The organism is Pseudoxanthomonas putridarboris (assembly GCF_038321125.1).
Classification (GTDB): domain Bacteria; phylum Pseudomonadota; class Gammaproteobacteria; order Xanthomonadales; family Xanthomonadaceae; genus Pseudoxanthomonas_A; species Pseudoxanthomonas_A putridarboris.
Map to the genome: position 1 here is coordinate 141,224 of NZ_JBBWWT010000006.1, position 14,917 is coordinate 156,140.

General features: G+C 67.9%; 8 protein-coding genes. 4 read left to right on the forward strand and 4 right to left on the reverse strand.

Going from position 1 to position 14,917, the window contains the following annotated elements:
* Window positions 1-32 precede the first annotated feature (32 nt).
* From AAD027_RS13860 to AAD027_RS13870, 3 genes are all read left to right on the forward strand, one after another.
* Window positions 33-1,700 (forward strand): glycoside hydrolase family 43 protein, encoded by a 1,668-nt coding sequence (locus tag AAD027_RS13860; RefSeq protein WP_341726611.1) that lies wholly within the window; start codon window positions 33-35, stop codon window positions 1,698-1,700.
* Window positions 1,701-1,914: 214 nt separating this feature from the next.
* Window positions 1,915-4,554, forward strand: a complete 2,640-nt coding sequence (locus AAD027_RS13865; RefSeq protein WP_341726691.1) for a glycoside hydrolase family 3 protein — start codon at window positions 1,915-1,917, stop codon at window positions 4,552-4,554.
* Window positions 4,555-4,718: 164 nt separating this feature from the next.
* Complete coding sequence (locus AAD027_RS13870) at window positions 4,719-6,227, forward strand: mannitol dehydrogenase family protein (RefSeq protein WP_341726612.1); 1,509 nt, start codon at window positions 4,719-4,721, stop codon at window positions 6,225-6,227.
* A 102-nt stretch (window positions 6,228-6,329) separates the two neighbouring features.
* Here the strand turns inward: AAD027_RS13870 and AAD027_RS13875 are convergent, their stop codons facing one another.
* From AAD027_RS13875 to AAD027_RS13890, 4 genes are all read right to left on the reverse strand, one after another.
* Complete coding sequence (locus tag AAD027_RS13875; protein ID WP_341726692.1) at window positions 6,330-7,466, reverse strand: endo-1,4-beta-xylanase; 1,137 nt, start codon at window positions 7,464-7,466, stop codon at window positions 6,330-6,332.
* A gap of 222 nt (window positions 7,467-7,688) precedes the next feature.
* Window positions 7,689-9,113 (reverse strand): glucuronate isomerase, encoded by a 1,425-nt coding sequence (uxaC, locus tag AAD027_RS13880; RefSeq protein ID WP_341726613.1) that lies wholly within the window; start codon window positions 9,111-9,113, stop codon window positions 7,689-7,691.
* A 41-nt stretch (window positions 9,114-9,154) separates the two neighbouring features.
* The gene (locus AAD027_RS13885; protein ID WP_425605467.1) at window positions 9,155-10,129 is read right to left on the reverse strand and encodes an endo-1,4-beta-xylanase; all 975 of its coding nucleotides are present in this window, start codon (window positions 10,127-10,129) and stop codon (window positions 9,155-9,157) included.
* A 151-nt stretch (window positions 10,130-10,280) separates the two neighbouring features.
* The gene (locus tag AAD027_RS13890; protein WP_341726615.1) at window positions 10,281-11,573 is read right to left on the reverse strand and encodes an MFS transporter; all 1,293 of its coding nucleotides are present in this window, start codon (window positions 11,571-11,573) and stop codon (window positions 10,281-10,283) included.
* A 422-nt stretch (window positions 11,574-11,995) separates the two neighbouring features.
* Here AAD027_RS13890 and AAD027_RS13895 point away from each other — a divergent pair, with 422 nt between their 5' ends.
* Entirely contained in the window at window positions 11,996-14,899 is a 2,904-nt protein-coding gene (locus AAD027_RS13895; RefSeq protein WP_341726616.1) for a TonB-dependent receptor, read from the forward strand.
* Window positions 14,900-14,917 lie beyond the last annotated feature (18 nt).

Sequence of the window (14,917 nt, forward strand, 5' to 3'; positions counted from 1 at the left end):
GGGGACGACGAAGTGAAGCACGAGGATGGGCCATGAAACGGGTCCGGTCCATTGCGTTTTCGCTGTTGCTGTCCAGTGTCGCCGCGCACGCTGCCGAGCCGGTGCTGTTCGACTGGTTCGAATACACCGGGCGCGACGCCGTGTTCGAGGCGCCGGTGCCCGAAGGCCACTATCGCAACCCGGTGCTGGCCGGCTTCCACCCGGACCCCAGCATCGCGCGCGCCGGCGACCGCTTCTACCTGGTGACGTCCAGCTTCGCGTTCTTCCCGGGCATCCCTGTGTTCGAGAGCGCGGACCTGGTGCACTGGGCGCAGATCGGCAACGTCATCGACCGGCCGACGCAACTGGATTTCGACGGGCTGGGCATGTCGCGCGGCGTGTTCGCCCCGGCCATCGAATACCACGACGGCACCTTCTACGTGGTCAATACCGCGGTGGACAGCGGCGGCAACTTCGTCGCCACGGCGACCGACCCGGCGGGTCCCTGGTCCGATCCGGTCTGGCTGCCGACCATCGGCGGCATCGATCCGTCGCTGTTCTTCGACGACGATGGCCGCGCGTACATCCTCAACAACGACGCGCCGGCGGGCACGCCGCGCTACGACGGCCATCGCGCGATCTGGTTGCAGGAATTCGACACCGCGAAGCTGCAGCCGTTCGGCCCGCGCAAGGTGCTGGTCGATGGCGGCGTGGATCCTTCGACGAATCCGATCTGGATCGAAGGTCCGCATATCTACAAGCGCGATGGTTGGTATTACCTCAATTGTGCCGAAGGCGGCACCGGGCCGCAGCATTCGCAGGTGATCCTGCGCAGCCGCGAGGTGTGGGGGCCGTACACGCCGTACGAGAAGAATCCCATCCTGACCCAGCGCGACCTGCCGGCCGATCGCGCGCATCCCATCACCAACGCGGGTCATGCCGACCTGGTGGAAGGACCGGACGGGCGCTGGTGGGCCACGTTCCTGGCCAGCCGCAACTACGGGCAGGTGCATTACAACACCGGCCGCGAGACCTTCCTGCTGCCGGTGGAATGGAAGGACGGCTGGCCGGTGATCCTCGAGCCGGGCCGCGGGATTTCCTACGTCGCGCCGGGACCGGGCTACATGCCGCGCACGGCGACGCAGGCGCCATCGACGGGCAACTTCACCTGGCGCGACGAGTTCGACGCGCCGACCCTGGATCGCGCGTGGATGTTCGTGCGCGTGCCCAGGCAGGCCTGGGCCGACTTGCGCGGCCATCCTGGCCGGCTTGCGATCACGCCGCTGGCCGAAGGCCTGGACACGCTGCGCAATCCCTCGTTCCTGGGTCGGCGCCAGCAGCACACCGCCTTCGAGGCCAGCACGTCGTTCGCCGTGCCGCGCGAGACGCGCACGGAAGCGGGCATGGCCGCGTTCCAGAACGAGCGCCACTGGTTCGCGTTCGCCGCGCGGCGAACGCGCGATGGCGTGGAACTGTCGTTACAGCGGCGCAAGGGCGGCGAGCACGCCACGGTGGCGTCGACACCGCTGCCGGCCAGCACCACCCACCTGCAGCTGAAGATCGCGGCCGACGGCGGCGCCTACGCGTTCGGCTACGACGCCGGCGATGGCTGGACGTGGCTGCGCCAGGGCGAGGACGGCACGCTGCTCAGCACCGATGTGGCGGGCGGCTTCGTCGGCGCGGTGGTGGGGCCTTATGCGCGGACCTTGCAGGACCGATGAACACGAAACACGCCATAGGGAGACCGCAACCATGTCCAGTTCGATGAAGTCGTTTGGGGGTTTCTCCTCGTTGTTCCCGTGCGAGGCCGACGCGCGCCGCCACGGCCGGGCAGTACGGGGAAAGGCGCTGGGTCCCGGCTTGCGCCGGGATGACGGTGCGGGGGCATCGGAATGGGCGGGCAAGCGGGGTATCGCCGCTGCCCTCCTGCTGGCGATGTGCGTCGCCGCGTTCCAGGTACACGCCGCGGACAGCGGCGCCACGTCCGGTTCGACGCCTGTTTATCTCGATGCCGACCGCGGCTTCGAGGAACGCGCGGCCGACCTCGTTTCGCGGATGACGCTGGAGGAAAAGGCGGCGCAGATGCAGAACGGCGCGCCGGCGATCGAGCGCCTGGGCGTGCCGGCGTACGACTGGTGGAACGAGGCGCTGCACGGCGTGGCGCGCGCCGGCGGGGCGACGGTGTTCCCGCAGGCCATCGGCATGGCCGCGACCTTCGACGTTCCGCTGATGGACCGGATCGCGAACGCGATCAGCGACGAAGCCCGCGCCAAGCACCATGCCTTCGCCGCGCGCGGCGAGCGTGGCCGCTACCAGGGCCTGACCTTCTGGTCGCCGAACATCAACATCTTCCGCGATCCGCGCTGGGGCCGCGGCCAGGAAACCTATGGCGAAGACCCCTACCTGACCGCCCGCATGGGCGTGAGTTTCGTGCGCGGACTGCAAGGCGACGACTCCACGTACCGCAAGCTGGACGCGACCGCCAAGCATTTCGCCGTGCACAGCGGGCCGGAAGCGGACCGCCACCACTTCGATGCGCGCCCGAGCACGCGCGACCTGTACGAGACCTACCTGCCGGCGTTCGAAGCGCTGGTGAAGGAAGGGCAGGTGGCCTCGGTGATGGGTGCGTACAACCGCGTCTACGGCGAGTCGGCCAGCGCCAGCCGCTTCCTGCTGCGCGACATCCTGCGCCGCGATTGGGGCTTCACCGGCTATGTGGTGTCCGACTGCTGGGCGATCGTGGACATCTGGAAGAACCACAGGATCGTCGCCACGCGCGAAGAGGCTGCCGCACTGGCCGTGAAGAACGGCACCGAACTGGAATGCGGCGAGGAGTACTCCACCTTGCCGGCCGCCGTGCGCCAGGGCCTGATCAGCGAGGCCGAGATCGACGATGCGCTGACGCGGCTGTTCGCCGCGCGCATGCGGCTGGGCATGTTCGACCCGCCCGAAAGGGTGCGCTGGGCGCGCATCCCGGCCTCGGCCAACCAGTCGCCGGAACACGACGCGCTGGCGCGCAAGGCGGCGCAGGCATCGCTGGTGCTGCTAAAGAACGACGGCGTGCTGCCGCTGTCGCGCGATGTGCGGCGCATCGCCGTGGTCGGCCCGACCGCCGACGATCCGATGTCGCTGCTGGGCAACTACTACGGCACGCCGGCCGCGCCGGTGACCCTCCTGCAGGGCATCCGCGAGGCGGTGCCGAACGCGGAAGTCGTGTACGCGCGTGGCGCGGACCTGGTCGAAGGCCGCGACGATCCGGCCGCCGCGCCGCTGATCGAGGCGCGCTACCTGCGTCCGTCCGCAGATTCGAACGAACGCGGCCTGCGCGGCGAATACTTCCGCAATCGCGAACTGTCCGGCACGCCGGCGCTGGTCCGCGTCGATCCGCAGATCGGCTTCCGCTGGGACCGGGGCTCGCCCACCGACAACCTGATGGCGCGCGGCGAGGCCGGGCCGGGGCAGGGCGTGCCCAACGATAACTTCAGCATCCGCTGGAGCGGCCAGTTGCTGCCGCCGGTGTCGGGCCGCTACGAGATCGAGGCGGCCGCCAACGACGGCGTGCGCGTTTATCTCGACGGCAAGCTGCTGCTCGACGAATGGAAGGACAGCGATCGCCTGCGCGCCGCGCATGCCGCCGTGGAACTGGAAGCCGGGCGCGCCTACGACCTGGTCCTGGAGTACTACGAGGGCGAGCGTGACGCCGGCGTGCGCCTGGCCTGGCGCCTGCCCGGGGCCAAGCCGCCGTTCGAGGAAGCGCTGGACGCGGCGCGCGGCGCCGACGTGGTGGTGTTCGTCGGCGGCCTCACCGGCGACGTGGAAGGCGAGGAGATGACGGTCGACTATCCCGGCTTCGCCGGCGGCGACCGCACCGACACCCGCCTGCCGGCCACGCAGCAGCAACTGCTGGAAGCCGTGCATGCGACGGGCAAACCGGTCGTGCTGGTGCTGACCACCGGCTCGGCGCTGGCGGTGGACTGGGCGAAGGACCACCTGCCCGCGATCCTGGTCGCGTGGTATCCCGGCCAGCGCGGCGGCAGCGCCGTCGCCGACGTGCTGTTCGGCGATGCGAACCCGGCCGGACGCCTGCCGGTGACGTTCTACAAGGCCGAGGAGCCGCTGCCCGCGTTCGACGACTATGCGATGCGGGGGCGCACCTATCGCTATTTCGACGGCGAACCGCTGTATCCGTTCGGCCATGGCCTGTCCTACACGCGCTTCGACTACACGGATCTGCGCCTCGACCGTGGTCGCGTCGGAACGGATGGCGAGGTGAAGGTGTCGCTGTCGGTCGGGAACAGCGGTTCGCGCGCCGGCGACGAAGTGGTGCAGCTGTACCTCCGTCCGGTCGCACCGGCGCGCGAGCGCGCGCTCAAGGAACTGCGCGGCTTCCAGCGGATTCACCTGCAACCGGGCGAAACGCGCACGGTGGAGTTCACGCTCCGGCCGGAGCGCGACCTGCGGCATTACGACGAGCAGGCCAAACGCTACGCCGTGGACCCGGGCCAATACGAAGTGCAGGTGGGCGCCTCCAGCGCCGACATCCGCGCCAGCGAGCGCTTCGAGGTGGAGAAATGAACCCATGTAGGAGGGGCTTCAGCCCGCGCCCCAATGACCTTCCCGCCTGCACGATGACAAACGCGCCGCAGCGCGCCCGTATGACGAACGGGTAGGTGCGCCTGCTTTCAAACGAACGGTCGGGGCTGAAGCCTCTCCTACAGCCCCCTGGAGACGAGAGATTGATGTCGCGTTCCGCTTTTCCCACCACACGCCTCGATCGGACCGCACTGGTCTCGCTGCCCACAGACATCGCGCGCCCGCCCTACGACCGCGACCGCATTCGCATTGGCATCGTCCACTTCGGCCCCGGCGCGTTCCACCGTGCGCACCAGGCCGCCTACATCGACGACCTGCTCGCCGACGAACCGGACTGGGCGATCTGCGGCGTATCGCTGCACAGCGCGGGCGTGCGCGACGCGCTGCGGCCGCAGGATGGGTTGTACACGCTGGCGCTGCTGGACGAACAGCCGTCTCTGCGCGTGATCGGTTCGATCCGCGAGCTACTCTGCGCGCCGGACGAGCCGGAAACGGTGCTGGCGCGACTGGCCGATCCGGCGGTGCGGCTGGCGACGCTGACCATCACCGAGAAGGGCTACTGCCTGGCCGGCGACGGCCTGGACTTCGCACATCCGGAGATCGTCCACGACCTGGCCTCGCCCGAAGCGCCGAAGGGCGCCATCGGCTATCTGGTCGCCGGCCTGCGGCTGCGCCGTGCTGCCGGCATCGCGCCGTACACCGTGCTGAGCTGCGACAACCTGGCCGACAACGGCGGACGCCTGCGCCGCGCGGTGCTGCAGTACGCGGAGCGGATCGATGCGGACCTGGCGCGCTGGATCGCAAGCGAGGTCGCGTTCCCGCGTTCGATGGTGGACAGCATCACGCCCGCGACCGACGACAACCTGCGTTCGCGCGTCGCCGCACAACTCGGCGTCGAGGATGCCTGGCCGGTGCAGCGCGAGCCCTACGCGCAATGGGTGGTGGAGGATTTGTTCTGCAACGGCCGCCCCGCGCTCGAACGCGTCGGCGTGACGATGAGCGGCGACATCGACGGATACGACCGCGCCAAGCTGCGTTTGCTCAATGCCCCGCATTCGGCGCTGGCCTATCTCGGCTCGCTGATGGGGATCGAGACGGTCGCCGAGGCGATGCGCGACCCGGTGCTGTCCGCTTTCGTCGAGCGGCTGATGCGGCGGCACATCGTGCCCAGCCTGGCCGCGCCGGAAGGCTTCGACGCGCCGGCCTACGTGGACGCCATCCTGGCCCGCTTCCGCAACCCGGCCATCCAGCATCGCCTCTCGCAGATCGCCTGGGACGGTTCGCAGAAGCTGCCGGTGCGCCTGCTCGGTACCCTCGCCGACGCGCTGGCCGCAGGCCGGCCGATCGATGCGCTGTGCCTGCCGGTGGCGGGTTGGATGCACTTCGTCCGCCGACAGGCGCGCAACGGCGTGGCGCTGGTCGATCCGCTCGCCGACGTGTTGTCCGGCATCGGCCGTGCCGCGACCGGAGACGCATGGCACGATGCCGATGCCTTCCTGGGACTCGATGCGGTGTTCGCTCCGCTTTCCGGCGATCCGCGCTTCGCCGAAGCGCTGCGCACGGCCTATGCCGCGCTTGGCGATGCGACTCCGGCGGCCGTCTCGCGCGCATTGGCGCAGGCGACGGCCAGCCGCCCTGTTGTGGGAGCGACGTAAGTCGCGATGGAGCTTTACCGGGAAGCCGTCGCGACTTACGCGCTCCCACAATGAAAGTCGCTCCCACAATGGAAAAGGCCGGAGCGTCGGCATGGCGCCACTTCATGGACGCTGTCGCGCCTTCGGCACCTTCAACAACGCTTTCAGCGCGGGCTTCGGCTGTCGTTCGCGGTCGAACAGCAGCGGGTAGTTGGTCCGGTTGGGCACCGGGTAATCGTTCTTCCACGACATGCCGTCGTGCACGCCCCACAGGCTGACGCGGGCGATGACATCGCGCTTGCGGTGGAAGATGCGGAACAGCTCCGCGTAGCGGTCGGCCAGTTGTCGTTGCACCTCGGTCGGCAGGCCGTCGGGGTAGGGGTCCAGGAAGCGCTTGAACTCCGGTAGCTGGAATTGCTTGTGCGCCATGCCCGTGCCGATGATCTGTCCTTCCCTGGTCAGAGGCAGCACGTCCACGTCAAGTTCGGTGATCATGACCTTCAGGCCGAGCGCGGCGTAGGCGTCGATGGCGGCCTCGATATGCTCGGTGGACGGATAGTTCAGGCCCCAGTGCCCCTGCATGCCGATGCCGTCGATGCGGATGCCGGCGTCCTGCAGCATCTTCGCCATGCGCACGATGCCGTCGCGCTTCTCCGGCCGCCAGGCGTTGAAGTCGTTGTAGTACAACTCGGCGTCCGGCGCGTACCGGCTGGCGAACCTGAAGGCGAGACGCACCAGTTCGTCGCCGTCGCCGATACTGTCGACCCAGATGGTGGGGCGGTACGAACCGTCCTCGTCGATCACCTCGTTGACCACGTCCCAGGCATGGACCCGGCCGACGTAGCGCCCGGCCACTTTCTCGATGTAGGCGCGCATGCGTTCGGTCTGCGCTTCGCGCGTGTTCGGCTTGCCGCCGCCATCCTGGAAGAACCACTCCGGCGTCTGGTTGTGCCAGACCAGCGTGTGGCCGATGACGAACATGCCGTGTCGTTCGCCAAACGCCACGAATGCATCCGCGGCGCTGAAATCGTACTTGCCGGGCTCGGGGTTGAGGACCTCGGCCTTCATCACGTTCTCGGCCGTGATGGCGTTGAAATGCACCGGCACCAGCGCCTGCGAAAGCGCGTCCCGGCCCGAGACGATGTCGTCGTTGACGGCTACGCCGATCATGAAGGCGTCGGCGTAGGCGTCCTTGAGGCCGATCGGGATGGGCGAGGCATCATTCGCAGGTCCGCTCTTGTAGGAGGCAGTGTCCGGCATGCGCGGCTCCCTGCCGCCGGCAAGCGCGAGGCCGGCCAACAGCATCAGGGTCAGTGGTATCACCCTGCGAATCCTTATGGTCATGAATGAAGCCTCCACGCGGACGATGGCGCCGGACGCATGTCGTGCCGTTCGGCGATGTTCTGTGGGAGGGACTTCAGTCCCGACGCTTCGCCGGGAAAGCCCGTCGGGACTGAAGTCCCTCCCACAACAGGAATGGCTTCAATCGAGCCGATATGCTCGCTTCGGCAGGCGGTAGGCCAGGTCCACGGCGACTACGGCCGCTTCGTCTTCGTCCATACGATGCTCGGCCACCAGCTTGGCCAGGAACGCGCAGTCGACGCGACGCGCCACGTCATGGCGCGCCGGGATCGACAGGAAGGCGCGGGTGTCGTCGTTGAAGCCGACGGTGTTGTGGAAGCCGGCGGTGCTCAGCGTCTGTTCGCGGAAGCGCCACATGCCTTCGGGCGCGTCGTGGAACCACCACGCCGGCCCCAGGAACAGGCAAGGATAGTGGCCGGCCAGCGGGCCGAGTTCGCGCGAATACGTGCTTTCGTCCAGCGTGAACAGGATCAGCCTGAAGTCCGGTTCGTTGCCGAATCGGTCAAGCAACGGCTTCAGCGCATGCACGTACTCCGTGCGCAACGGAATGTCGGCGCCCTTGTCGCGGCCATGGCGCTGGAACAGGCCGTGATTGTGGTTGCGGAAGCAACCCGGATGGATCTGCATCACCAGCCCGTCGTCCAGGCTCATCGCCGCCATCTCGGTCAGCACCTGCGCGCGGAACAGTTCGGCGTCCTCCGCCGTGGCCGCGCCACGCACGACCTTGTCGAACAGCAGGCGCGCTTCCGCCGGGGAGAGATCGGCGGTGGCGGCGCTCGGATGCCCGTGGTCGGTCGAGGTGGCGCCGGCCGCGGCGAAGAAGGCGCGGCGCTGGCGGTGCGCGCGCAGGTAGCCGTCCCAGGTATGCACGTCCTCGCCGGTGATCTGGCCGAACTGCCGCAGCGCGTCCGGGAACTGCCCGTGCTCGGGATCGACCACCGGATCGGGACGATAGGCGGTGATGACGCGGCCGCCCCAGCCGCTGTCGCGGATGGCGGCATGGTGCAAGAGCGGGTCCAGCGGCGACTCGGTGGTGGCGATCACCTCGATGCCGAAGCGCTCGAACAGCGCGCGCGGGCGGAAGGCCGGCGTGGCCAGCGCTTCGGTGATCGTGTCGTAGTAGTGGTCCGACGTGGCCGCGTCCAGCTTCACGCGCAGGCCGAACACCTCGAAGAAGACATGGTTCAGCCACATCGACGACGGCGTGCCGCGGAACAGGTGGAAGTTCGCGGCGAACAGACGCCACGCTTCGCGCGGATCGACATCGGCGCGCGAGCCGTCGGCGCGAGGGATGCCCAGCGCATCCAGTGCGACGCCCTGGCTGTAGAGCATGCGGAACACGTAGTGATCGGGCACCAGCAGCAGTTCGGTGGCGTTGGCGAACGCTTCGTTACCGGCGAACCAGGCCGGGTCGGTATGGCCGTGGGGGCTGATGATCGGCAACTGCGCGACCTGCGAATACAACCGCCGCGCGATCGCGCGCTGGGTGGCATCGGAGGAAAACAGCCGGTCTTCGTGCAGGGTGAGGGACTTGGCAACGTTCATCGGGGCGGCTTCACGGGAAGGCAGGGCATGGCGCGCGGAGATCACGGGCCCGCGTCGCGGGCGTCACGGGTGCCGTGGACATAGTCGCGCAGCCACGCCAGCGCGGGACGCTCGCTGCCATCCTCACGCACCAGGAACGCGCCTTCCTTCTCGCGCCACAGGCCGGGGCGGAATCCCCACATCGTGATGCCCCTGACCGCGGGGTGCTCCCAGAACACCGGGAACACGCGCTGGTAGCTGGCCAGTTGTTGGGCATCGGTCGGGCCGTCGATGTCCATCTCGGTGACGTAGATCGGCAGGCCGGTCGCGGCGAGCGCATCGAGGTTCGCGCGGTGCACCTCCATCGGCCATTCGGTGGTGGTGGCGAAGGAATGCGCCTGCACGCCGATGCCGTCGACCAGGTTCTCCTTCCGCAGCAGTTCGACGATCTCGAGGTAGCGCCGCGTGTTCTCGGGCTTGTTGGTGATGTTGTAGTCGTTGATCAGCAGTTTCGACCCGGGGAAGTGCTGGCGCGCCAGGCGGAACGATTCCAGTATCCAGTCCCAGCCGCTGGCGCCGTCGCCGCCCAGCGCGGCGATGTAGTTGCCGCCGCCTTCGTCGTCCTTGCCGGGCGGATCGTTCAGCGGTTCGTTGACCACTTCCACGTAGTCCAGGTCCGGGTAGCGCTGCGCCACCGCGGCGAACCACTCCTCGATTTCCTCGCGCTGTTCGGCCGGCGGCAGCGTCTTGATCCATTCCGGCTGCTGGTTGCCCCACACCAGCACGTGCATGTGGAAGGGGAAACCGTGCTCCTTGGCGAAGCGGTAGGCCTCGTCCAGCCCGGTCCAGTCCATCCTGTCGCGCTCGGCCTCCACCTCGCCCCACTTGCCGGCGTTCTCGGGCGTGACCTTGTTCCAGTACCCGGCGAAACCGGGCGCCTGCGCATCAGCGTAGGCGCTGCCGAGGAACTTGGGCTGGTCCTGCGCCAGCGGCGTGCCTTGCGCGTGCAGCGCGAGTGGCGCCGCGGACAGCGCCATGCACAGGAAAGCGGAGAGCTTCTTCATCGATATTTCCTCTCGTGTCGATTCTTTGGCCGCGGATAAGGCGTATCCAACGCGCTCTTGATCCGCGTGCATCCGCGCAGATCCGTGGCGGATACGCTTCTCGTCCGGAACCATGCCATGGCAGTCAGCCCTCCAGCCTCGCCGGTTCCAGCCGCGGTGCCAGCAGGTGCACCACCAGCAATGCCAGCAGGTAGGCCGAGCCGGCCATCATGAACACCGGCACGTAGCTGCCGGTGGTCTCCAGCAGGAAGCCGGTGAAGGTGGCGATCATCATGCCGCCGACCGCGCCGGCGAAACCGCCGATGCCCACCACCGAGGCGACCGCGCGGCGCGGGAACATATCCGAGGTCAGCGTGAACACGTTGGCCGACCAGCCCTGGTGTCCGGCCGTCGCCAGCCCGATCAGCGCCACCGCTAGCCACAGGTTGTCGGCCTGCACGGCGAACACGATCGGCACCACGCACAGCGCGCACACCAGCATCGCGCCCTTGCGCGCGCGGTTCACGCTCCAGCCCAGCTTGATGAAGCGGCCGGCCAGCCAACCGCCGGCGATGCTGCCCACGTCGGCCAGTACGAAGATGACGATCAGCGGCAGGCCCAGCCCCAGCAGGGTGAGGCCGTACTCGGCGTGCAAAAACTTCGGCAGCCAGAACAGGAAGAACCACCAGATGGGGTCGGTGATGAACTTGGCGGCGACGAAGGCCCAGGCCTGGCGATGGCGCAGGATGCGCGACCACGGCACCTTCACCGACGGTTCCGGCGGATCGCTGCGGATGTGCGCCAGTTCGGCGGCAGCGAGTTTCGGCTGCCGCTCGGGGGCGCGGTACCACAACAGCCAGACGACCAGCCAGATGGCGCTGAGCGCGCCGGTGAACAGGAACGCCGCCTGCCAGCCCCAGGTCACCGCGATGACCGGGACCATCAACGGCGCGACGATGGCGCCGATGTTGGAGCCGGAGTTGAAGATGCCGGTGGCCAGCGCGCGCTCGCGGCGCGGGAACCACTCGGCGACGGTCTTGATGGCGGCGGGGAAGTTGCCGGCCTCGCCCAGCCCCAGCATGAAACGCGCCAGCATGAAGCCGACCACGCTGGCCGCCAGCGAATGGCTCATCGCGGCCAGGCTCCACACGCTGATCGCGATCGCATAGCCCACGCGCGTGCCGAGCTTGTCGATGATCGCGCCGGTGCACAGCAGGCCGATGGCGTAGGCCGCCTGGAAGGCGGTGACGATGTAGCCGTACTGGATCTCGTTCCAGCCGATCTCGTCCTGCAGGAACGGCGCCAGCACGCCCAGCACCTGCCGGTCGATGTAGTTGATGGTGGTGGCCGCCAGCAGCATGGCGCAGACGCGCCAGCGGTACATGCCGATCCTGCCCCCCGGCGCGGCCGCCTCCAGGGCCTGTTCCGCACGGCTCATGCCGGGCCCGCCGGTGCGGCGGCGCGCGCGCGGTGCCGGTGGCTGCGGTGCAGTGCGTCGGACGCCTGCCTGCGGGTCTGCGTCATCCCTCCCTCCGGGTGCGGCGCAAGGCCGATTTGGTGATAGCGCTATCATTATCATACGCACGGCGAACACGCCCACCGCGGCGCAACAGTCCGGGTAAAACGGCAAGAAACACGCGGAAAATCATGTTGCGGTGCGGCGAAAACGCGGCCCGCGAATCGGCCTTCCGGCGTCATGTTGCTGCGCAGCGTGCGGGCTATTGGTGGTAGCGCTACCATCCGGCAGCGTCGTCGAAGGCCGCTTCGGGCCAGCCACGTAAAGAGTCGTCCAGAACACCAAATCAATGCGGCCGACGCATGTCGCGGACGGCCCGTCACCAGAAACGGGAGGGGAGTACGGTGCAAGTCCTTATCGCAAGAACAGCGTTGTCGCGAGCGTTGGGCATGGCCCTGTTGGGCATGGCCGCCAGTCCGGCATTCGCGCAGGAACAGAACCAGGCGCAGGCAGAGCCGGAGGCCGCCGCCCCCGAGTCGACCGAGGTCACCGAACTGGACCGCGTCGCCGTCACCGGCTTCCGCCAGAGCCTGCAATACGCGACCGAGGCCAAGCGCGATTCGACCGGCTTCACCGATTCGATCTTCGCCGAGGACATCGGCAAGTTCCCGGACCTGAACATCGCCGAGTCGCTGAACCGCATCCCGGGCATCCAGTTGTCGCGCGACGTCAACGGCGAAGGCCTGAACATCGCGATTCGCGGTTTGCCCAACAGCTTCACCAAGACCGTGATCAACGGGGGCCAGGTCGCCACCGCGTCGATCGGCCTGGACGGCACCAACCAGAACCGCGAAGTCGACCTGAACCTGTTCCCGACCGAATTCTTCAACCAGCTGACGGTCCACAAGACGCCGACGGCCAGCCTGCTGGAGGGCGGCGTGTCCGGCGTGGTCGACATGCGCAGCGCGCGCCCGTTCGACAACCCCGGCACGCACCTGACCTACCAACTGCAGGGCGAATACAACGACATCAGCGAGAAGATCAGCCCGCGCGGTTCGCTGATCGGCAGCTGGACCAACCAGGAAGGCACCTTCGGGGCCCTGGTCGGCGTGTCCTCGGTGCGCGGCCGGATCGGCGTGGAAGGCTACGAGACCATCGGCTGGACCAATCCCGGCCTGACCTACACGCAGTGCGGCCTGACCCCGCCGGACGGCACCCCGGCGACCAACCAGCCGGCCGAGTGCAACGTCGGCGGCGGCAACGGCTGGCGAATCCCGGACACGGTGCCCGACCGCCCGACCGTTATCGGCGCCGGCCTGACCCCCGGCACCATCATCGATCGCGACTTCCTGCTGGGCCTCAATCCCGGCCTGACCATCGACCAGATCAGCGAGGCGCTGATCCCGCGCCTGGGCCGCCCGGTGCACATGTCCGGCGACCGCGATCGCGACGCGCTGGTGGCGTCCTTCGAATGGCGGCCCAGCGACAACGCGCACTTCTACCTGGACATGCTGTACTCGGAAGCGCATCGCTCCAACAACCGCCTGGACATCAACCTGGTCGGCCGCAACGGCAACATGATCCCGATCGGCATGCAGGTGGATGGCAACGGCGTGGTGACCGAGGCGACCTTCACCAACGCGCAGTTCTTCCTCGAGGCGCGTCCCTACGTGGAGGACGTGAAGTACTGGAACATCAATCCCGGCGCCACGTTCTGGTTCGGCGACGACGGCGACATCAAGCTGAACGTGCAGGCCAACGCCAGCCGCAGCTGGATGTTCCGCGAGACCCCGACCATCCTGGTCAACTCGCCGTTCACCACCATCGACTATCGCAACAACGGCGGCCTGCCGACCTGGGACACCGCTCTGGACCTCAACGACCCCAACCTGGGCTGGACCTGGGCCGGCGGTCGGGTCAACGTGCAGAACGAGAAGCGCGTCACCGAGACCAGCGGCGCCCGTGCCGACCTGCAGTTCGGCGACGACAAGCGCAACCTCAGGGTCGGTTTCGCCTGGGACGACGCCGAGCGCCGCATCCAGGGCTTCGACAACAGTGCCGCATGGCAGACGGAAGTCTTCGCGACCATCCCGGATTCGGAACTGGCGTCCTACCTGCGGCCCGGCCCGTACGGTTTCATCACCGCCGACTTCAGCCGTTTCATGAACGCCACCAACTACAACCGCTACCGCGACGAGGCGCCGGAATCCGGCGGCCCGGTCACCGGCGGCTCCACCGGCGGCATCAGCGAGAAGACCCTGGGCGCCTACGTCGAGATCAACGGCGAGGCCGACGTGTGGAACCGTCCGCTGCGCTTCAACGCTGGCGTGCGCTACGTGACCACCGACCAGGAGATCAGCGGCCCGGTCACGATCGGCGGGGTGCGCCAGTGGCAGACGCTGGAGGGCGACTACGACGAGTTCCTGCCGTCGTTCAGCGCCGCGTGGGACGTGGCCGACGACGTGGTGCTGCGCATGTCCGCCTCGCGCACGATGACCCGGCCCAATCCCAGCTCGATGCTGCCCAATACCACCTTCACCGACCAGTCGGCGCAGAACGCCAGCCAGGGCAATCCGAACCTGACGCCGTACACGTCCACCAACTTCGACATCGGCGGCGAGTGGTACACCGGCGACGAGGGTTTCGTCGGCCTGACCCTGTTCAACAAGCGCGTGGAGGGCTATACCTACCAGGGCGTCAACACCATCCCGTTCCTGCAACTGGGCATCCCGTTCGAGGACCTGACCGAGAGCCAGCAGTTGGCGATCAACCAACGCGGCGGCCCCAACTCGGCCACGGTGAACGTGCAGCAGCAGGTCAACGCCGACGGCTCGCTCGACATCCGCGGCTGGGAGGTCATCTGGGTGCGGCCGCTGAACTTCGTGTTCGAGGGCCTGGGCTTCATGGCCAACTACACCGACATCAAGCTGGACCCCAAGGGCCAGGACGCCGACAGGCTGGCCGGCAACGTCTTCGGCATCGCGCCGAAGCTGTGGAACGCCACCGCCTACTGGGAGAACAAGGTGGCGTCGGTGCGCCTGTCCTACACCTGGAGCGACGAGGTGATCGCCAGCGGTCCCAACCAGCAGGGCATCCCGTACGCGCAGCTCAAGGGCGAGGACCGGGGCCAGCTGGACCTGTCGGCCAGCTACACGCTGTCGTGGCTGAAGTCCGCGCCGCAGATCACCCTGAACGTGATCAACATCACCGGCGAGGAGCGGCGTTCCAACTTCCATTGGCCGAACGCCGTGAACGATTTCTACGATCCGGGTCGTACGATCCTGCTGGGCATCCGGGGTTCGTTCTGATCGCGCCTGCTTCAGCGT

Bases quoted from the DNA above. Each gene is read 5' to 3' on its own strand.
- AAD027_RS13860 (WP_341726611.1), top strand. From the start codon at position 33: ATGAAACGGGTCCGGTCCATTGCGTTTTCGCTGTTGCTGTCCAGTGTC.
- uxaC (WP_341726613.1), bottom strand. From the start codon at position 9,113: ATGAACGTTGCCAAGTCCCTCACCCTGCACGAAGACCGGCTGTTTTCC.
- AAD027_RS13875 (WP_341726692.1), bottom strand. From the start codon at position 7,466: ATGCCGGACACTGCCTCCTACAAGAGCGGACCTGCGAATGATGCCTCG.
- AAD027_RS13865 (WP_341726691.1), top strand. From the start codon at position 1,915: ATGTGCGTCGCCGCGTTCCAGGTACACGCCGCGGACAGCGGCGCCACG.
- AAD027_RS13885 (WP_425605467.1), bottom strand. From the start codon at position 10,129: ATGGCGCTGTCCGCGGCGCCACTCGCGCTGCACGCGCAAGGCACGCCG.
- AAD027_RS13890 (WP_341726615.1), bottom strand. From the start codon at position 11,573: ATGAGCCGTGCGGAACAGGCCCTGGAGGCGGCCGCGCCGGGGGGCAGG.
- AAD027_RS13870 (WP_341726612.1), top strand. From the start codon at position 4,719: ATGTCGCGTTCCGCTTTTCCCACCACACGCCTCGATCGGACCGCACTG.